We start from the raw sequence: 19,189 nt of genomic DNA on the forward strand, positions 1-19,189 counted from the left end.
GCTGCTCACGCGACCGCGGCGACCAGCTCCTTCGCGGCGGCGACCGGATCCGGCGCCCGCCACAACGCCCCGAGAACGGCGACGCCGTGCGCGCCGGCGGCTCGGGCCTGACGCGCTCGGGGAGCGTCGACGCCGCCGATGGCCAGGAGCGGCAGTGGCCCGGTGGCGCTGCCGACCGCCGCGGTGCCCAGCGGGTCGGGCAGCCCCTGCTTGGACGCGGTCGCCCAGACCGGCCCGAAGCCGGCGTAGTCGGCGCCGTCCCGAGCCGCCTGCTCGACCTGGCGGCGATCCCGGCAGGTCGCTCCGATCAGCAGGTCGGGGGCGATCTGCCGGGCGAGAGGCACGGGCAGGTCGTCGATCCCCAGGTGCACGCCGTCCGCGCCGGCGGCCAGGGCGAGGTCGACCCGGTCGTTGACCAGCACGAGGGTTCGTGTGCCGGCGAGCGCCCGCCGTACCCGGGCGACCAGTTCGAGCACCTCCCGGTCGGGCAGCGCCTTCGCCCGGACCTGGACCATCCCCACGCCCGCCCGGGCGAACGCCGGCAGCAGGGCGATCTCGTCGGCGGCGGAGACCAGGGCGCACACCCTGGGCAACGGCGGTGGGGGCGCAGCACTCTCAGGACGCATCTCTTCCTCGCTTCCTTCGCCGGAATGACCCGGTGCAGGTTCGACGGTCGGGACGGCGTCAGCCCCATCTCAGCCCGCTGCCGCGGACTCCCGTGCTGGATTGCGGTCGACCGTAGCGGGAGGGCGAGGCCCTCGCAAGGCCGGTGCGTTCCGGCAGCGAGGTCCCGCCGCGTACCGTGTCCCTGCCGATCCGCTCGGCCCCACCCGCCTCGCCGACAGCCAGGAGCCTCGCCGCATGACCTCCGTGAAGCCGCCCTCCGCCGAGACCGCCTCCGCAGCCGCCGAGCGACTCGCCGCCCTGGCGACGCCGCCGGGTGCGCTGGGCCGGCTGGGCGAGGCGGCGGTCTGGCTCGCCGCGGCGCAGGGGACCGTGCCGCCGGCACCGCCGTCCCGGGTGCGGCTGGTCATCTTCGCCGGCGACCACGGCGTCGCCCAGCACGGCGTCTCGGCCTTCCCGGCCAGCATCACCGGGGCGATGGTGCGCAGCTTCCTCGCCGGCGGGGCCGGCGTGTCGGCCCTGGCCCGCGCCCACGACGTCAGCGTCCGGGTGCTCGACCTCGGCGTCGACGACGACTTCGCCGACCTCCCGGACGACGTACGTCGTCCGCTCCAGGCGCACAAGGTCCGCCGCGGCAGCGGCGCGATCCACCTCGAGGACGCCCTCACCGACGCCGAGGTGCGCGCCGCCCTGGCCGCCGGCGAACAGGTCGCCGCCGAGGAGATCGCTGCCGGTGCCGATCTGCTGATCAGCGGCGACATGGGCATCGGCAACACCACTCCGGCCGCGGCCCTGGTGGCGGCCGGTCTCGGCCTGGACGCCGACGCGGTGACCGGGCGCGGTACCGGGCTCGACGATGCCGCGATGGAGCACAAACGGGCAGTGATCGAGGCCGCCTGCGACCGCACCCGGACCCGCCATGACGACCCCGTCGCCACCCTCACCGCGCTCGGCAGCGCCGACCTCGCGGCCACGACCGGCTACCTCGCCGCGGCCGCCCGGGCCGGCGTACCGGTGTTGCTGGACGGCCTGATGTCGGTCGCCTGCGCGCTCACCGCCGACCGGCTCGCGCCCGGTGCGGCCGCCTGGTTCCTGGCCGGCCACCGCTCCCCCGAGCCGGCGCAGAGCCTGGTCCTCGACAAGCTGGGGCTCACCCCGCTGCTCGACCTCGGGATGCGGCTCGGCGAAGGGTCCGGCGCCGTCGCAGCGGTGCCGGTGCTCCGCAGCGCCGCCGTCCTGCTCCGCGACGTCGGGCTGCTCAGCGACCTCGGCCCGGCGTGATGCGTGACGGGGTCCTGCTCGCCGCCGGCACCCTGACGGCGGTGCCCGTCCCCGCACCGCGCACCGTCGACCGTGCCGCCGCCCGGGTCGCCATGCTGATCGCGCCGCTCGCCGTGCTGCCGCTCGGTGTGGCGGTCGCCGCGGTGCTCGCTGCGGGCGGCCTGCTCGGCCTGCCCGCGCCGGTGATCGGACTGCTCGCCGTCGGCGCCCTCGCGCTGGGCAGTCGGGCCTTCCACCTCGACGGCCTCTCCGACACCGTGGACGGGCTCACCGCCTCCTACGACCGGGAACGCTCCCTCGCCGTGATGAAGACCGGCACCGCCGGCCCTGCCGGAGTGGTCGCACTCGTGGTGGTGCTCGGACTCCAGGCCGCCGCCCTCGGATCGCTCTCCACCGCAGGGAGTACGCCGCTCGCGGGGGCGCTCCTCGCCGGCGTGGCCGTGCTCGTCTCGCGGTGCTCCCTCGCGCTGTGCTGCGCCCGCGGGATCCCGTCGGCCCGTCCGGGCGGACTGGGCGACCTCTACTCCGGCTCGGTCCCGCGCACCGGGGTGCTGGTCAGTTGGGCGGTGGCCGCCGCCGTACTCGCCGCGCTGGCCCCGGTCGCCGGACTGCCCTGGTGGCGAGGACTCCTAGCGATGCTCCTCGCCGCGGCCGTGGTCGGCCTGCTGATCCGCCACACCACGCGTCGCCTGGGCGGGGTGACCGGCGACGTCTTCGGCGCCTCGGTCGAACTCTCCCTCGCCACCATCCTGCTCGCCCTCACCTGACCCCCACCGGTCGAGATGGGCCTCCCGGACCGTTGAGTCGGTCGTGGTGGGCGGTTGAGTCGCGCCTCCCGGACCGTCGAGTCGGTGCTCCCGGACCGTCGAGTCGGTGCTCCCGGACCGTCGAGTCGTGCCTCCCGGGGACATGCCGTACGGGACGACGGACTCAACCGTCCATCACGACCAACTCAACCGCCCACCACGACCAACTCAACGGTCCACCACGACCGACTCAACGGTCCACCACGACCGACTCAACGGTCCACCACGGCCAACTCGACCGCCCACCACGACCGACTCAACGGCAGCAACACGCCCGGGGGCGGGCGGTCGCACAGGTACGTCGCAGAGGTGGGTTCAGAGCCGGAGGACCCGGCCGGCGACGACCAGGTGGACCTCGTCGCACACCTCGGCGACCCGCTGGTTGACGGTGCCGAGCAGGTCGCGGAAGAGCATCCCCGAGCGATGCGCGGGTACGACGCCGAGGCCGACCTCGTTGGTCACCACCACCGCCACCGGCACGGTGGCCAGCACCCCGCAGAGCTCGTCGAGTTCGGCCGAGACCGCCTGGAAGGCCTCCGCCGAGGGACGTTCCCACAGCCAGCCGGCGTCGAGTCGGGCGGTCAGCCAAGTGCCCAGGCAGTCGATGAGGACCGGACCGGGCGATCCGGTCAGGGCTGTCGGGAGTTCGGCGGTCTCGACGGTCCGCCACCCCTCCGGGCGACGCTCGCGATGCGCGGCGACACGCGCGTCCCAGTCGGGATCGGTCCCGTCGGCCGGTCGCCCGGGTGCCACATAGGTGACCGCCGCGTCGGCCGGGAGCAACGCCTCGGCGTGCCGGGACTTGCCGGAGCGCACGCCGCCGGTCACCAGGATCCGCATGCCCGCACCCTAGACGGACGGGTGGTCCCGGCTGCGCCCGGTCAGGACCCAGCTGTGGAGCACGCGACAGGCATGGTTGGCCCACCACTGCAGGTCGACCCGGTCGACGGTGAGGGTGACGGGAAGCAGGTCGGCCAGGTCGGCACGCACCGAGGACAGGCTGACCGCTCCGCCGACCTGGTCGAGGGTCAGGTGCGGGACCGGATCCGGGAACCGCCCGGCGTACGGCGCGTAGCCGGGGAAGGCGGCCGCCAGCGCGCGAGTGAGCGCGGTGAACGGCTCGTCGGGCGAGGGACGGAGGTGGATCAGGCCGTCGGGGAACACGGAGACCTCGCCGAGCTTGACCTCGAACGGCGACACCCCGGACAGCACCTCACCGACCCGCGCCAGATCGGCTGGGGCCGGGTCGGGCAGCCAGGGACCGAGCAGGGTGATGTGGGCGTGCACCCAGGCGGGGTCGGCGGAGAGGCAGGAGTCGTCGTAGTGCGCGGTGCGCGCAGCGACGTACTCCTCCAGGGCGGGCACCGGGACGACCAGCACGCTGTGTCCCCCGGCGCCCGGCGCCCGACTCACCGCCCGACTCACCGCTCGGGTCACGCCACGACTCACCGCAGGACTCACCGCAGGGAGCCCAGGAACTCCAGGAGCAGGTCGTTGACCTCCTTGGCGCGCTCCTGCTGGACCCAGTGTCCGCAGCCCGGCAGGATGTGGCTGCCACGCAGGTGCGGCAGGGTCTTCTCGAAGCGGTCGATGTTGCGCTTACCCCACACGGTCGGCCCGTCGAACTGGCCGCCCACGAACAGCGCCGGCACCTCGATCGGCCGGTCGCCGAAGGCGGCGAGGTCCTCCCAGTCGCGGTCGACGTTGCGGTAGCGGTTGAGCGGGCCGGAGAAGCCGCCGCATTCGAACTCGGCGGCGTAGAAGTCCAGATCCTCCTCGTCCATCCACTCCGGCATCTGGTCGGGGTAGACGAACCGGTCGCTCATCAGTCCGCCCGGAGCGATGGCGGCGAGCCCGGTGAACCCCGCGTTCCGGGCGATCAGGCCGCCCTCGCCCGAACTGGTGAAGTACATCCCCAACAGCCACCGGCGTACGTCGGCCTCGATCTCGGCCTCGGCACGACCCGGTCGCTGGAAGTAGTTGATGTAGAACTCGTCCTCGCCGCCCATGGCCCGGAACCCGTCGGTCGGGCGGGTCGGCCCGGAGGGCGCGAACGGCACCGAGAGCCCCGCGACGGCGGTGAACACGTCCGGCCGGAGCTGGGCGGTGGTCCAGGCGATCGGTGCCCCCCAGTCGTGCCCGACGATCACGGCGGTCTCGGCGCCGAGCGCCCGCACCAGGGCGAGGTTGTCGGCGACGTGCCGCACCATCCGGTAGTCCTCGATCGCGGCGGGCTTGGAGCTGCGTCCGTAGCCGCGGACGTCGAGGGCCACCGCCCGGTAGCCGGCGTCGGCGAGGGCGGGGAGCTGGTGACGCCAGGAGTACCACGACTCCGGGAAGCCGTGCACGAACAGCACCATCGGCCCCTCCTCGGGGCCGAGTTCCACACTGTGGATCCGGATGCCGTTGACGTCGGAGAGCTGATGGCGGGCGGCTGAGATATCGGTCACGGCGCTCAGTGTGGCATCGCCGGCCCACCGTGTCGCCCGATCGACGCCGGCAACCGGCCATGACGCCCGGTCAGCGACCACCGAAGGGGCGCTGCCGGGCTCGGGAGGTATCGTGGCGCCGCCAGTCACGGGAACCCGGTGAGAATCCGGGGCTGACGCGCAGCGGTGTGGGTGACGGGCAGGACATGCCTCCGGGAGACCGGCGGCAGCCACTGGGCAGCTGCCCGGGAAGGCGTCCTGGCCGGATGAACCCGAGTCCGAAGACCTGCTGGCCCTTGCGGCGACCGCCGCGAGGTCGACCACGGACCCCGCGCACGGGTCCTGACCTCGAAGGGCTCCGATGGCTTCACCCCCCACGCCTGGTGACGCTCCGACCCCAACTGGGTCCGACATCGGGTCCGACATCGGGTCCGACATCGGGTCCGACATCGGGTCCACCGGCGGCCGCACCCGGCGGGATCTCTGCCCTGGTGTCCTGCGCCCCTGGCCGGCGCAGGATGGCCTGCTGGTGCGCCTGCGGGTACCGGGCGGGCGCATCACCGCAGCCCAGTTGGACAGGCTGCTCGCGCTCAGTGAGGAGTACGGCGACGGGGCGGTCCAGCTGACCAGCCGGGCCAATCTGCAGGTGCGGGGCCTGCCCGGCGTCCAGGGCAGGCTGCTTCCCGAGGTCGTGGCCGGGCTGCGGGCGACCGGGCTGGTCCCCTCGCTCCGGCATGACCTGGTGCGCAACATCGTGATGTCGCCCCAGAGCGGGCTGGTCGGCGGGCGCACCGACCTGCGCCCGGTCGTCGCCGCGCTCGACGCGCGGCTCCAGCAGGACCCTGCTCTGGCCGAGCTGCCCGGTCGTTTCCTGTTCGTGCTCGACGACGGCCGTGGCGACCTGCGGGACCTTCTCGAGCGGACCTGCGACCTCGGTCTGGCCGCCCTGGACCGCGACACCGCGCAGCTCCGGGTGGGCGGCGGGTGGACCGGGGCCATCCCTGTCTCCCGGGCCGCCGACACCCTGATCCAACTGGCCGGACGGTTCCTCCAGACCCGTGGTGGGGGCCCGGCCGCACCCTGGCACGTCCGGGAGTTGGCCGTCCCCCTGGTCATCCCCAGCGCCCCCGACCCGAGGTTGCCGGCCCCCTGCGAGGCACTGCCGGCGGGTCCGGTGCCGGGCGGCACCCACCTGACCTTCCCCGGCGGCATCCTGACCCGCGCCGACGCGGCCGCCCTGCTGGACGGGCACACCGATCTGGTGATCACCCCGTGGCGCGGCGTACTGATCCCCACCACCAACGAACCCCATACCCCGGAGGCCCGATGAAGCGCCCGCCCAGGATCTACGAGTACGTCGACGACGGGCCGGCGATCTACACCGACTCCTTCGCCACCATCCGGCGCGAGGCCGACCTGAGCCGGATCCCGGCGGAGGCCGAGCGGGTCGCCGTACGGATGATCCACGGCACCGGGCAGACCGACCTCGCCGCCGATCTGGTCCTGCACCCGAACGTCGTCGAGGCGGCCCGCACCGCGCTCGACGCCGGCGCGCCGATCCTCTGCGACGCCTGGATGGTCGCCACCGGGATCACCGCCTCGCGGCTGCCGGCCGAGAACCCGGTGCACTGCCTGCTCCGCGACGAGCGGGTCCCCGCTCTGGCGAAGGAGTTCGGCACCACCCGCACCGCGGCCGCCGTCTCCCTGTGGGAACCGCTGCTGGCCGGCAGCGTGGTCGCGATCGGCAACGCGCCGACGGCGCTGTTCCATCTGCTCGAGATGATCCTGGACGGCGCACCGCGGCCCGCGGCGATCGTCGGCTGCCCGGTCGGCTTCATCGGCGCCGCCGAGTCCAAGGAGGCACTCGCCGGGTTCGCGGCCGACCACGGCATCGACATCCCCTTCGTCACCGTCCGGGGTCGGCGCGGAGGGTCCGCGATGACGTCCTCGGCCATCAACGCGCTCGCCTCGGAGGCGGAATGACCACCCCTGACAACCCGGTCACCGGGCACTTCCACGGGGTCGGTCTGGGCCCCGGCGACCCCGAACTGATCACCCTCAAGGCCGCTCGCCTGATCAGCTCGGCCGACGTGATCGCCTACCACGCCGGGGTCGGCAAGAGCTCCAACGCGCGACGGATCGCGGCCGGGCTCTTCCCCGACGGAGTCATCGAGGAGCAGCTCACCTACCCGGTCACGACCGGGACGACCGACCATCCCGGCGGGTACGTCGGCGCGCTGGCCGACTTCTACGAGTCCTCCGCGGCTCGGCTCGCCGCCCATCTGGACGCCGGGCGCGACGTGGTGCTCCTGGCCGAGGGCGACCCGCTGTTCTACGGCTCCTACATGTACTTGCACGACCGGTTGGGTGAGCGGTATCCGACCGAGATCGTGCCCGGCGTCCCGGCCTTCGCCGCTGCGGCGGCCATCACCGCCTCGCCGCTGGTGCGGCAGACCGACGTCCTCACCGTCCTGCCCGGCACACTGCCCGAGGCCGAACTGGCCCGGCGCCTGGCCGACACCGACGGGGCCGTCATCATGAAGCTCGGCCGCACCTTCCCCGCCGTACGCCGGGCGCTCGCCGCCGCGGGCCGGCTTGAGCATGCCCTCTACGTGGAGCGGGCCTCGATGCCGGAGGAGCGTTGGCTCCCGGTGGCGGACGTCGACCCGGACTCGGTCCCCTACTTCTCCATCATCGTGGTCAACGGCGACTCCCTCCACGGCCCCCGCTCCCGCGACACCGCTGGTGCGGCCTCCCCCGCCCCTGCTCGTCGGACCTCGGCCGAGCCTGTCGGGCGCCCGGGCTCGGATCCTGCCACGCCGAGCGAGCCCGCCGAACTGCTCGTCGTGGGCCTCGGTCCCGGCCCGGCGCACTGGCTGACCCCGGAGGCCGAGGCCGTGCTGGGAGAGGTCGACCACCTGGTCGGCTACGCCCCCTATGTGGCCCGGGTGCCCCAACGCGAGGGGCTCACCAGGCACGCGTCGGGTAACACCGTGGAACTGGACCGGGCCCGGCTCGCCCTGGACCTCGCGCGGAGCGGCGAGCGGGTGGCCGTGGTCTCCGGCGGTGACGCGGGCGTGTTCGGGATGGCCACCGCCGTGCTCGAGGCGGCCGAGGATCCGGCGTACGCCGGTGTCCCCGTCCGTGTCGTGCCCGGGATCTCGGCCCTCCAGGCGGTCGCCGCCCGGGCGGGTGCGCCGGTGGGCGGCGACTTCGCGGTGATGAGTCTCTCCGACCGGCTCAAGCCGTGGGAGGTGATCGAACAACGGCTGCGCGCGGTCTCCGAGGCCGACCTGGCGCTGGCCGTCTACAACCCCGCCTCCCGGGCCAGGCCCGACCAGATCGGCCTGGCCCAGAAGGTCCTCCTGGAGCACCGGTCCGCCGAGACCGTGGTGGTGGTCGGCCGCGACGTCGGTCGGGCGGAGGAATCCCTGACGGTGACGACCCTCGGCGCCCTCGATCCCGCCTCGATCGACATGAAGTGCCTGCTCCTCGTGGGTGCCTCGGGCACCCGCGTCGACGCCCGGGGCCGCGTCTGGACCCCCAGGTGGGTGCGATGAGCCCGGTGACGTTCGTCGGAGCCGGTCCCGGAGCGGCCGATCTCCTCACCGTGCGGGCGACCCGCCTGCTCGCCGAGGCGGACCTGGTCCTCTACCCCGGCACCTACCTCGATCCCGACGTGCTCGGGCACTGCTCCCCTGCCGCGGACCTGGTCGACACCCAGGGACTGGACCTGGACCAGATCCTGGCTCACCTGGTCGACGGTCAGCGGGCGGGACGCCGGGTGCTGCGGCTGGTCTCCGGGGATCCCTCGCTCTACTCGGCACTCACCGAGCAGACCCGCCGGCTGGATGCGGCGTCGGTGCCGTGGACCGTCGTCCCCGGGGTCCCGGCGTACGCCGCCGCGGCGGCCCGGATCGGGCGCGAGCTCACCGTGCCGCTCATCGCCCAGTCGGTCGTGCTGACGCGGACCCAGGCGCGGTCGACGGCGATGCCGTCGGCTGAGTCGCTCACCGCCTTCGCCGCCACCGGCGCCACCCTGGTCCTGCACCTGGCGATCACGCGGGTCCGGGAACTCCTCGCCGAGGTGGAGCCGTCCTACGGCCCGGATTGCCCCGCCGCCGTGGTCCACCGTGCCAGCCAGCCCGAGGAACTCGTCCTGATCGGCACCGTCGCCGACCTGGCCGACAAGGTTGAGGAGGCGGGGCTGCGGCAGGCCGCGGTGATCCTGGTGGGACGCGCGCTCGCCCGCGAGGGTGGGGACTCCTTCCTCTACGATCCCGCCCGCGATCGGAGCCTCCGAGCGTGAACCTGTACGAGACCATCGGGGCACGCCGCGACACCCGCCGCGAGTTCACCGGCGAACCGCTGCCCGACGACGTCCTCACCCGGGTCCTCGAGGCCGCCCACGCCGCCCCCAGCGTCGGGCTGTCCCAGCCGTGGGACTTCGTGCTGGTCCGCTCCCCCGGCACCCTCGCCGCCTTCCGCGAGCACGTGGTCCTCGAGCGCGACACCTTCGCGGCCTCGCTGTCCGGTGAGCGGGCCCGGACGTTCGACCGGATCAAGGTCGAGGGGATCCGCGAGTCCGGGCTCGGAGTGGTGGTCGGGTACGACCCCAGCCGGGGCGGGCCGGCGGTGCTCGGCCGGCACGCCATCGCCGACGCCGGGCTCTACAGCGTCTGCCTGGCCATCCAGAACCTCTGGCTCGCCGCCACCGCCGAAGGTCTCGGGGTGGGCTGGGTGAGCTTCTACCGGGAGGAGTTCCTCCGCGACCTGGTCGGGTTCCCTGCGCACGTCCGCCCGGTCGCCTGGCTCTGCCTGGGCGCCATCGCCGAGCGCCCCGAGGTCCCCGACCTGGAACGGGCCGGCTGGCGCCGACGTACTCCCCTCTCGACGGCCCTCCACGCCGAGCGCTACTCGCCCCGCTGACCGGTACCTCCGGCTGCGCCGGTCCGGGTCAGCGGGTCAGCGGACGAGGGACCACTGCGTGACGGTGCGGGCCGGCGTCCAGCCGGTGAAGGTGCCGACCGGGGCGGTCTGCTCGACCGCCAGTCGGGTGAGCTCTCCACCGTGCGCGGCATGGGCCGCGGCCAGCATCGCCTCGGTCTCGAGGGTGACGCCGTGGACCACGAGCCGGCCTCCGGGGCGGAGGGCGTCCAGGCAGGCGTCCAGGACGCCGGTCCTGGTGGCACCGCCGCCGATGAAGACTGCATCCGGGGACGCGAGCCCGGTCAGGGCCTGGGGAGCGCGACCTTCGACGACCTCCAGGGCAGGTACGCCGAGGGCCCGCGCGTTACGGAGGACCCGAGCCGCCCGGTCGGGTCGGCTCTCCACGGCCACGGCGCGACAGGTGGGATGGGCACGCATCCACTCGATGCCGACCGAGCCGGCACCCGCCCCCACATCCCAGAGCCGCTCACCGGGCACCGGGGCGAGCCTGGCCAACGCGCTGGCGCGCACGTCGCGCTTGGTGAGCTGGCCGTCGTGCTCGAAGGCGTCGTCCGGCAGGCCGGCCACCCAGCCGCCGACCGGCGGTCCGGCCAGTTCCAGGGCCAGCACGTTGAGCCGTGGTGCCGGACCGGCGTACGCCGACGCGGTCGTCTCCATCACCGACTCGTCGGCAGCGCCGAGGTCACCGAGCACGACCAGCCGGCTGGCGGCGTACCCCCGGTCGACGAGCAGGGCGGCGACCTGCCCGGGGGTGTGCTCGTCGCTGGCGAGCACGATCACCCGCCGTCCCGGTGCCAACTCCCGCAGGACGCCATGGACGTCGCGGCCCACCAGCGTCACCACCGCACACGACTCGGCCGACCAGCCGAGCCTGGCTCGGGCCAGCGCGACAGAGGAGACGGCCGGGAGCACCCGCACCCGGTCCTCGCCGAGCAGCCCGACCAGGGTGGTCCCGATCCCCGACCTCATCGGGTCCCCCGAGGCCAGCGCGACGACCCGGCGGCCGGCGTGCTCCTCGAGCAGGGCGGGCAGGCCGGCGCGCAGCGGCGAGGGCCACGGCACCCGCACCTGGCCGGGCACGGCGGGCGTGAGGGCCAGGTGCCGCCGGCCGCCGAGCAGCACCTCCGCCGCTGCGACCTCGGCCTCCGCCTGCTCGCTGCCGCAGCGTCCGGCGGCGTCGAGGCCGATCACGGTGAGGAACGCGGCGGAGCTGGTCACGAGCCGCGATGCTAGCGTGACCGCGCACGTCACCGACCCTCCGGGCGGCGGCGCGCGGAGACAAGTCCATCCAGGCACGAGGTGCCTCGTGGGTCGGCACCGTCGGAAACGGCGAGGTCGGCGAGCGAGGAGAATCTGGGAAGCCGGTGAGATTCCGGCACAGGCCCGCTGCGGTGAACCGAGCCTGCTCGACGAGCAGGACCCGGTCAGTCCGAAGACCGGCCTCGCGCCCGCCCGACCACGGTCGGCGAACCCGAGCGGAGCCTCAGTCTTGGCACATCTGTATCCCTTCCCCGCCGTTCTCGGCGCGGACCCCGACGCCCCCCAGGGCCTCGACGACCTGGCGCTGGCCCTGGTGCTGACCACCGTCTCACCGGGGATCGGTGGGGTGCTCGCCCGCGGCGAGAAGGGCACCGCCAAGACGACCCTGGTGCGCGCGCTGGCCCGGGTCCTGCCGCCGATCGACGTGTACGCCGGCGACCGTTTCTCGGTCGACCCGGCGCTGCCGACCTCGCCGGAGGGCCACTCCCCCGACGGCCCCTTCGATGATTCCGCCGAAGTGATGACCCGCGCCGTTCGGCTCGTCGAACTCCCGGTGGGGGCCTCGGAGGACCGACTGCTCGGCTCCATCCACCTGGAGCGGGCACTGAGCCAGGGCGCGGTCGAGTTCGACCCCGGGCTGCTGGCCCGGGCACATCGCGGCGTGCTGTACGTCGACGAGGTCAACCTGTTGCACGACCACCTGGTCGACCAGCTCCTGGACGCGGCGGCCACCGGCCGGGTCACGGTCGAGCGCGACAACGTCTCGGTGAGCCACCCCGCCCGGTTCGTGCTGGTCGGGACGATGAACCCCGAGGAGGGCGAACTGCGTCCGCAGCTGCTGGACCGCTTCGGCCTCTCCGTCGAGGTGGCCGCGCCGCGCGACCCCGCCGAGCGGGCCGAGGTCGTCCGCCGGCGACTCGCCTTCGACCGCGATCCCGAAGGATTCGCCTCCTCCTACGCCGAGGCCGAGCACCGCCTGCGCGCGCGGATCTCCACCGCACGCGTCCTGGTGGACCGGGTGCGGCTCGAGGACGCCACCCTGCTCGCGATCGCCGAACTGTGTGCCGCCTTCGAGGTGGACGGGCTGCGTGCCGACATCGTCACCGCCCGCACCGCCGTCGCGCACGCCGCCTGGCAGGGCCGCGACCACGTCACCACCGCGGACCTTCGGGTCGCGGCCCGGCTGGCGCTGCCGCACCGCCGCCGGCGCAACCCGTTCGACGCCCCCGGCATGGATCAGGACCGTCTCGACGACCTGCTGCCCCCCGACGAGGATCCGGAGCCTGATCCCGATCACGATCCGGACCCCGACGGCGGGCCCGGGGCACGGTCCGACTCGACCGGTGCGGACCAGGCACCCGAGCCGACCGGCCCCACCGGACCCGCCGGCGAGAACGCTGCCGATAACGCTGCCGACCCTGAGCCGGCCGGGGTCCAGAACCAGCACCCCGAGTCCCAACAGCCGACGCCGGATCATGTCCCCGCTCCCGAACCCGGCAGGAGCGACCCGGCCCCCGTGCAGCTCTTCTCGGTCGCCGGGGTGGGGGAGGGCCAGGCCGGACGCCGCAGCCGGGCTCGGTCGACGTCCGGGCGTCGGGTCGGGTCCGCGTCCGCCTCCCACCCCTCCGCCGGACCGGCAGGCGGCATCCACCTGGTCGAGACCGTTCGGGCGGCGATCCCCCACCAACGCGCCCGCGGCCGTCTCTCCGGTGCGCTCCGCCTCCGGTCGGACGACCTGCGCCGACCGATCCGGGAGGGCCGCGAGGCCAACCTGGTGCTGTTCTGCGTGGACGCCTCCGGCTCGATGGCGGCCCGCGACCGGGTGGAGCAGGTACGACGTACCGTCCTGTCCCTGTTGATGGACGCCTACCGCCGCCGCGACCGGGTCGGTCTGGTCACCTTCCGCGGCCAACAGGGAGAGGTGGCCCTGGCCCCGACCGGATCCGTCGACGTGGCCGCCGCCTGCCTGGACGCACTGCCGCACGGCGGCCGCACCCCCCTCGCCGAGGGGCTGCTCACCAGCGCCGAGGTGATCCGCCGGGAGCGGCTGCGCGATCCCTCCCGACGTCCGTTGTTGATCGTGGTCACCGACGGCCGCGCCACCGCGGGGCGGGACGCGGTCACTCGGGCCGGACAGGTGGCGGCGCACCTTCGCGGTGATTCGCAGCTGACGGCGGTGGTCGTCGACTGCGAGTCCGGCCGGATGCGGCTGGGGCTCGCCCGCGAACTCGCCGTCCAGCTGGGGGCCGAGCACGTGCCTCTCGCCCGGGTGACCGCCGAGGCACTGACCGAGCTCGTGGCGGGAGCGGCCTGATGCCGCAGGGACAGCCGCTGACCGTGCCCGAGGACGGGCTCAGCACCCGGCAGCGACGCAACCGTCCGCTGGTGATGGTCCACACCGGCGATGGGAAGGGGAAGTCCACCGCGGCCTTCGGCGTGGCCCTGCGGGGTTGGAACCAGGGCTGGCGGATCGGGGTCTTCCAGTTCGTGAAGTCGGCCAAGTGGCGGATCGGGGAGCAGACCGTCCTCGAGCGGCTCGGCGAGCTGCACCGGGAGACCGGCGAGGGCGGCCCGGTGGAGTGGCACAAGATGGGGTCGGGCTGGTCGTGGCGCCGCAAACAGGGCGAGGAGTCCGACCACGCGGAGGCGGCCCGGGAAGGCTGGGAGGAGATCCGACGCCGCCTGGCCGCGGAGACCCACGACCTGTACGTGCTCGACGAGTTCACCTATCCGCTGGCGTGGGGCTGGGTGGACGTCGACGAGGTGGTCTCGACCCTGCGCGACCGCCCCGGACGCCAGCACGTCGTGATCACCGGACGCCGCGCCGACCCGCGCCTGCTCGAGGCCGCTGATCTGGTCACCGAGATGTCCAAGGTCAAGCACCCGATGGACGCCGGGCAGAAGGGACAGCGGGGCATCGAGTGGTGACCGTCCTCCCCAGACTGGTCGTGGCGGCCCCCGCCTCCGGCCACGGCAAGACCACCGTCGCCACCGGCCTGATGGCCGCGCTCGCCGCCCGGGGGCTCCGGGTGAGCCCACACAAGGTCGGCCCCGACTACATCGACCCGGGCTACCACGCGCTCGCGACCGGGCGGCCCGGGCGCAACCTGGACCCGTTCCTGGTCGGTGAGCACCGGGTGACCCCCCTGCTCCTCCACGGTGCGCGTACGGCGGACCTCGCCGTGATCGAGGGCGTGATGGGCCTCTACGACGGCCGCCTCGGCACCGGCGGAGAGGCCTCGACCGCCCACGTCGCGGCGCTCACGGACTCTCCGGTGATCCTGGTCGTCGACGTCTCCCACGCCGCACGCACCCACGCGGCCGCGGTGGCCGGGCTGGCCTCGTTCGACCGCCGCATCCGGATCGGCGGCGTCGTCCTGAACCGGGCCGGCTCCGCCCGGCACGCCGACGAGGTCGGCAGCGCCATCCGCGACCTCGGCATCCCGGTGCTGGGTTCGGTCCCCCGCGACGCGGACCTGCACACACCCTCCCGGCATCTCGGTCTGATCCCCGCCGCCGAACGCGCTTCCTCCACCGACCTGGTGACCCGCCTGGCCGAGGTGGTCACCCGGCACGTCGACCTGGACGCCGTCCTCGACCTGGGGCGTAGCGCCCCGCCACTGGACACCCCGCGTTGGGACCCCGTCGCCGAGATCGCCCTTCCGCCCACGTCGACGGCCGCCGTCGTCCCGCCGGCAGAATGCGTCGATGCCGGCCCCGCGGTCACGACCCCCACCGGGATCCTCCCGACGGCCGAAGCTCCCGGGGCACCACGCCCCGTCGTCGCGATCGCCTCGGGCCCCGCCTTCACCTTCGGCTACGCCGAGCACACCGAACTCCTGCGAGCCGCGGGGTGTGAACCGGTCCTCTTCGACCCGCTCACCGCCCGCTCCCTGCCGGAGGGAACCGTCGGCCTGATCCTGGGCGGCGGCTTCCCGGAGGAGTACGCCGCCCGACTCGCCGCCAACACGGGCCTGCTCGAAGCCCTCCGCGACGCGATCCTGGCCGGCCTCCCCACCACGGCGGAGTGTGCCGGGATGCTCGCGCTGTGCCGCTCCCTGGACGGGCACCCGATGGCCGGCGTCCTCGACGCGACCGCCGCGATGAGCCCCCGCCTCACCCTCGGCTACCGCGAGGCCACCGCTCTCACCGACAGCCCTCTCGCCCCGGGCGGGACGCGGGTCCACGGGCACGAGTTCCACCGCACCCGGGTGGTGCCCGGTGACCACTCCCGCCACGGCACCGCCTGGCGGCTCCCCGGCGGACCGGAGGGCTTCGCGGGGCCGACCCTGCATGCGTCGTACCTCCATCTGCACCCCGCCGGCCACCCCGACACCGTCGCGAGCTTCGCCCGCACCGTCCACCAGTGGGTCGCCCGCCCCGCTGGTGTGCACCTGCATCCCGTCGAGTCGGTCCTCCCGGACCGTCGAGTCGGTCCTCCCGGACCGTCGAGTCGGTCCTCCCGGACCGTCGAGTCGGTCCTCCCGGACCGTCGAGTCGGTCCTCCCAGACCGTCGAGTCGGTCCTCCCGGACCGTCGAGTCGGACCTCACTGACCGTCGAATCGGACCTCCCGGACCGTCCGAGAGCGTGCCGCCCGCTGCCCCCGCATCGCGGGGTCCGGCGGACCCCCTCCGCCACCACGGGGACCGGGAGACCGGCGCGGGTCTGCTCGACTTCGCGGTCAACGTGTACGCCGGACCGCGGCCGCGCTGGCTGGACCAGGCCCTGCTCGCTTCGCTCGACGAGGCCGCCCGCTACCCGGATCCGGGTCGGGCGCGGGACGCGATCGCGGCCCGGCACGGACGCCCACCTGCGGAGGTGCTGCCGACCGCCGGAGCGGCCGAGGCCTTCACCCTGGTCGCCCGCCTCAGGCGCTGGCAGCGTGCGGTCGTGGTCCACCCGCAGTTCACCGAGCCGCACGCGGCCCTCGAACAGGCCGGCACCGCGGTCACCCCGGTGCACTGCCGAGAAGAGGACGGCTTCGCGCTGGATCCTGGCCTGGTGCCCGACGACGCCGACCTGGTGGTCATCGGCAATCCGACCAACCCCACCGGCGTCCTGCATCCGGCCGAAACCATCCGCGGTCTGCTCCGGCCGGGACGGGTCGTACTCGTCGACGAGGCGTTCCTGGACGCCGTCCCCGGCGAGTCCGAGTCCCTCGCCGGGGAACGCGCCGACGGCCTGCTCGTGTCTCGCAGCCTCACCAAACACTGGTCGATCCCCGGCATCCGGGCCGGCTACCTACTCGGCGATCCCGACCTCCTCGCCGATGCGGAGCGTGGCCAGACCCCCTGGTCGGTGTCGTCCACCGCGCTGGCCGCGATGGTCGTCTGTTCCGGGGAGACTGCCGCGGCCGAAGGACGGCGTCGCGCCGAGACGCTCACTGGTTGGCGCGTCGACCTGGCCGCCGCCCTGACCGCACGAGGGATCCCCGTGGTGGCTGGGGTCGCCCCGTTCGTCCTGGCCCGGGTGGGCCCGCACGCCCATGCGCAGCTGCGCGGACTCGGTGTGGCGGTACGTCGCGCCGACACCTTCCCGGGCCTGGATGGCAACTGGGTTCGGATCGCGGCCCGTCCGCCCGAACAGGTCGCCGTCCTTCTCGCTGCTCTCGACCGGCTCCCCTCCTCCGCCTCGTCGTCTCGAACGGTCGGGGTGAGGGGTGCCTCGAGGCGCATTGGATCGACGGCCCCGGACGCCCACGTCGGCGCGACGGGAGAGCCGACTCAACCGTCCGCGAGGGCCGACTCAACGACCCGCGACGCGCGACTCGACGATCCACGAGGCCCGACTCAACCGTCCGGGAAGCCCGACTCAACCGTCCGGGAGGAACGAGTCGGTGGGTGAACGGGTGGAGGTCACGGGATCGTGAGCGCTGAGCGGGCGATCGGGATCATGGTGGGGGTGGCTGCGGACCGGATCCTGGGGGACCCTGCCCGGTGGCATCCGGTGGCCGGCTTCGGTCGACTCGCGACCGGTCTCGAGACAGCGATGTACGCCGACCGGCGGAGCCGAGGCGCGGCGTACGTGCTCGTGCTCGTCGGGGGCACCACCGCGGCTGCGGCCCTCGCCGAGCGTCGGGGCGGACACCGGTGCGCCAGGACCATGGTCACCGCGGCCGTCACCTGGGCGGTGCTCGGTGGTCGTTCGCTGGACCGGGAGGCCGCCCGGGTGACGGCCCATCTGGCCTCCGGCGACCTCGACGCGGCCCGGCGGCAGCTGACCCACCTGGTCGGACGCGATCCGAGCGCACTGGACGCCGACGGGGTGGCCCGCGCGGTCGTGGAGTCGGTCGCGGAGAACACCTCCGACGCCGTCGTGACGCCCCTCGTGTGGGGCGCCCTCCTCGGCGTACCCGGTCTGGTGCTCCACCGCACCGCCAACACGCTCGATGCGATGGTGGGCCACCACAGCACGCGCTACGAACGCTTCGGCTGGGCCGCTGCCCGCCTGGACGACCTCCTCGGCCTCCCCGGCTCCCGGCTCACCGCGATCCTGGCCACGGCGCTCGGTCCTGATCCACGGGGCGCGCTGAGAGCGTGGCGACGCGATGCGGCGGCCCACCCGAGCCCTAACGCCGGCGTGGTGGAGGCGGCCTTCGCCGGAGCACTCGGGCTCCGGCTCGGGGGGCGCACTGTCTACCCGCACCGGGTCGAGCACCGCCCCGTCCTCGGCGACGGCCGCCCGCCCCGACCGGCCGACATCCCCCGCGTACGACGACTCGCGACCCGGGTCGGGGTTGCCTCGGGAGTGGGCGCCGGGCTGGTCGCGGGCCTGGTCACCGGTGGGTTGGGCCGGACCGCCCGCCGACGTCTGCGCCCACTCGACGCCTGACCCGCATCCGAGACCCGGGTGAGAAGGGTCGAGCCGGCGCACATGTGCGCCGGCTCGACCGTTCGCTGGGTCGGTGCGGTTGAGCACCTACCCAGCGGGGCTCACTGCACCTGCCAGTACTCGGCTTCCTCGTCGTCGAAGGAGAACGACTCCTCCACGGCGATGGTGGCGCCGTCCAGCGCAGCCGGCGGCACGTCGAAGCAGACGTCACCGGTGGCGGTCCCGCCGGCTTGCAGATCGGGCTCAGCGGAGAGTTCGCTCTCCAGGGTCGCGCTGCAGGTACTGGTCGAGTACATCCGGTGGTCGGAGCCAGCCAGCTGCACGTCGAGGTCGAGCCACGGAGTGCCGGTCTCGTCGCCTTCGTAGGTCGCGGTGACGCTGACCAAGACGTACTGCCCCTCGGCCGGCTCGTTGAACTCGTTGGCCGCAGCGATCTGGTCGGTGGCGTCGAGCACCACCCGGTCGACCGAGACGGTGTAGTCGCCGACGTCGGCCTGGGTGCCCAGCGGCGCGGCCTCCGCTGCGGCCTCCTGCTGGTCGTCGCTCTGGGAGGTGTTGCCGTCCGCGGCATCCTCGATGGCGTCGCCCGCGCTGTCGAGGAGCGCGCCGAAGAGCACGTTCACCACGATCACGCCGACGAGCGCGATCACGCTGATGATCATCGCTCCGGCCGCCATCCCCTTGCCGCCCGCATTGCCCTTACGGGCCCGCACGAACCCGATGACGCCGAGCACCAGGGCCACCACGGCCAGGAGCGCCGCGAAGAGGTTGACGATGGGAATCCAGCACATCAGCAGGGCGAGAATCGCGAGCACCAGGGCGGTGATCGCCAGTCCGCTGCCCTTGGAGGCGTTCTGCTGCGGCTGCCACTGACCGTATGCCGGCGGCTGACCGTATCCCGGCTGACCGTACACCGGCTGCTGCCAATAGGCAGGAGGTTGAGGCTGACCCGACCACTCGGGCTGCCCAGGGGCTCCCGGCGGGGGCGGCGGCACGGCCCCCGGCG

The 19,189-nt window shown here is 74.0% G+C and carries 17 protein-coding genes and 2 riboswitches; of the genes, 11 read left to right on the forward strand and 6 right to left on the reverse strand.

Annotated elements, in window-relative coordinates; all coding sequences use genetic code 11:
* Positions 1–5: 5 nt before the first annotated feature.
* Positions 6–626 carry a thiamine phosphate synthase gene (gene thiE, locus G515_RS0116435; RefSeq protein WP_084653725.1) on the reverse strand — a complete coding sequence of 207 codons (621 nt, stop codon included), beginning with the start codon at positions 624–626 and terminating at the stop codon, positions 6–8.
* 235 nt (positions 627–861) lie between these two features.
* Between thiE and cobT the strand changes: the two genes are divergently transcribed.
* Both cobT and G515_RS0116445 read left to right on the forward strand, forming a co-directional pair.
* Complete coding sequence (gene cobT / locus G515_RS0116440; protein ID WP_028661028.1) at positions 862–1,905, forward strand: nicotinate-nucleotide--dimethylbenzimidazole phosphoribosyltransferase; 1,044 nt, start codon at positions 862–864, stop codon at positions 1,903–1,905.
* A complete protein-coding gene (locus G515_RS0116445) occupies positions 1,905–2,672 on the forward strand; it encodes an adenosylcobinamide-GDP ribazoletransferase (RefSeq protein ID WP_036555901.1) in 768 nt (255 codons plus the stop codon). Before cobT ends, G515_RS0116445 begins: the two co-directional genes overlap by 1 nt.
* Positions 2,673–3,026: 354 nt before the next feature.
* On the opposite strand, the gene G515_RS0116450 is transcribed toward G515_RS0116445, so the two are convergent.
* From G515_RS0116450 to G515_RS0116460, 3 genes are all read right to left on the reverse strand, one after another.
* Positions 3,027–3,551: a bifunctional adenosylcobinamide kinase/adenosylcobinamide-phosphate guanylyltransferase gene (locus G515_RS0116450; protein ID WP_028661030.1), complete on the reverse strand. Its 525-nt coding sequence runs from the start codon at positions 3,549–3,551 to the stop codon at positions 3,027–3,029.
* 9 nt (positions 3,552–3,560) lie between these two features.
* The gene (locus G515_RS0116455; RefSeq protein ID WP_245565445.1) at positions 3,561–4,091 is read right to left on the reverse strand and encodes a 2'-5' RNA ligase family protein; all 531 of its coding nucleotides are present in this window, start codon (positions 4,089–4,091) and stop codon (positions 3,561–3,563) included.
* Between the two features lie 77 nt (positions 4,092–4,168).
* Positions 4,169–5,161 carry an alpha/beta fold hydrolase gene (locus G515_RS0116460; protein WP_245565446.1) on the reverse strand — a complete coding sequence of 331 codons (993 nt, stop codon included), beginning with the start codon at positions 5,159–5,161 and terminating at the stop codon, positions 4,169–4,171.
* Positions 5,162–5,266: 105 nt separating this feature from the next.
* Positions 5,267–5,448: riboswitch (cobalamin riboswitch) on the forward strand.
* A 221-nt stretch (positions 5,449–5,669) separates the two neighbouring features.
* Here G515_RS0116460 and G515_RS21970 point away from each other — a divergent pair.
* The 5 genes from G515_RS21970 to bluB are packed head-to-tail and all read left to right on the forward strand — an operon-like array spanning position 5,670 to position 10,069.
* Entirely contained in the window at positions 5,670–6,470 is an 801-nt protein-coding gene (locus G515_RS21970) for a nitrite reductase (RefSeq protein ID WP_245565447.1), read from the forward strand.
* The gene (locus tag G515_RS0116470; protein ID WP_028661033.1) at positions 6,467–7,123 is read left to right on the forward strand and encodes a precorrin-8X methylmutase; all 657 of its coding nucleotides are present in this window, start codon (positions 6,467–6,469) and stop codon (positions 7,121–7,123) included. Before G515_RS21970 ends, G515_RS0116470 begins: the two co-directional genes overlap by 4 nt.
* Entirely contained in the window at positions 7,120–8,700 is a 1,581-nt protein-coding gene (locus G515_RS0116475; protein WP_028661034.1) for a precorrin-2 C(20)-methyltransferase, read from the forward strand. Before G515_RS0116470 ends, G515_RS0116475 begins: the two co-directional genes overlap by 4 nt.
* Entirely contained in the window at positions 8,697–9,449 is a 753-nt protein-coding gene (locus tag G515_RS0116480) for a cobalt-precorrin-4/precorrin-4 C(11)-methyltransferase (RefSeq protein WP_036556129.1), read from the forward strand. The genes G515_RS0116475 and G515_RS0116480 overlap by 4 nt, the downstream gene beginning before the upstream one ends.
* Complete coding sequence (bluB, locus tag G515_RS0116485; protein ID WP_028661036.1) at positions 9,446–10,069, forward strand: 5,6-dimethylbenzimidazole synthase; 624 nt, start codon at positions 9,446–9,448, stop codon at positions 10,067–10,069. The genes G515_RS0116480 and bluB overlap by 4 nt, the downstream gene beginning before the upstream one ends.
* A gap of 36 nt (positions 10,070–10,105) precedes the next feature.
* Here the strand turns inward: bluB and cbiE are convergent, their stop codons facing one another.
* Positions 10,106–11,308, reverse strand: coding sequence for a precorrin-6y C5,15-methyltransferase (decarboxylating) subunit CbiE (cbiE, locus tag G515_RS0116490; RefSeq protein ID WP_028661037.1), 1,203 nt, complete (start codon positions 11,306–11,308; stop codon positions 10,106–10,108).
* A gap of 77 nt (positions 11,309–11,385) precedes the next feature.
* Positions 11,386–11,535, forward strand: a riboswitch (cobalamin riboswitch).
* Between the two features lie 44 nt (positions 11,536–11,579).
* Here cbiE and G515_RS0116495 point away from each other — a divergent pair.
* Genes G515_RS0116495 through G515_RS21980 form a run of 4 tightly spaced genes read left to right on the forward strand, consistent with a single transcriptional unit; the run spans position 11,580 to position 18,183 of the window.
* Positions 11,580–13,664, forward strand: a complete 2,085-nt coding sequence (locus G515_RS0116495) for an ATP-binding protein (protein WP_028661038.1) — start codon at positions 11,580–11,582, stop codon at positions 13,662–13,664.
* Positions 13,664–14,278: a cob(I)yrinic acid a,c-diamide adenosyltransferase gene (gene cobO, locus G515_RS0116500; RefSeq protein ID WP_028661039.1), complete on the forward strand. Its 615-nt coding sequence runs from the start codon at positions 13,664–13,666 to the stop codon at positions 14,276–14,278. Before G515_RS0116495 ends, cobO begins: the two co-directional genes overlap by 1 nt.
* The gene (locus tag G515_RS23850) at positions 14,275–17,196 is read left to right on the forward strand and encodes a cobyrinic acid a,c-diamide synthase CobB (protein WP_157571155.1); all 2,922 of its coding nucleotides are present in this window, start codon (positions 14,275–14,277) and stop codon (positions 17,194–17,196) included. Before cobO ends, G515_RS23850 begins: the two co-directional genes overlap by 4 nt.
* Positions 17,197–17,217: 21 nt before the next feature.
* Positions 17,218–18,183 carry a cobalamin biosynthesis protein gene (locus G515_RS21980; protein ID WP_245565448.1) on the forward strand — a complete coding sequence of 322 codons (966 nt, stop codon included), beginning with the start codon at positions 17,218–17,220 and terminating at the stop codon, positions 18,181–18,183.
* A gap of 101 nt (positions 18,184–18,284) precedes the next feature.
* On the opposite strand, the gene G515_RS0116515 is transcribed toward G515_RS21980, so the two are convergent.
* On the reverse strand, positions 18,285–19,097 hold the full coding sequence (locus tag G515_RS0116515) for a DUF4352 domain-containing protein (RefSeq protein ID WP_028661040.1): 813 nt from the start codon (positions 19,095–19,097) through the stop codon (positions 18,285–18,287).
* Between the last annotated feature and the right edge of the window lie 92 nt (positions 19,098–19,189).

The sequence above is a fragment of the Nocardioides insulae DSM 17944 genome, from assembly GCF_000422825.1.
Classification (GTDB): domain Bacteria; phylum Actinomycetota; class Actinomycetes; order Propionibacteriales; family Nocardioidaceae; genus Nocardioides; species Nocardioides insulae.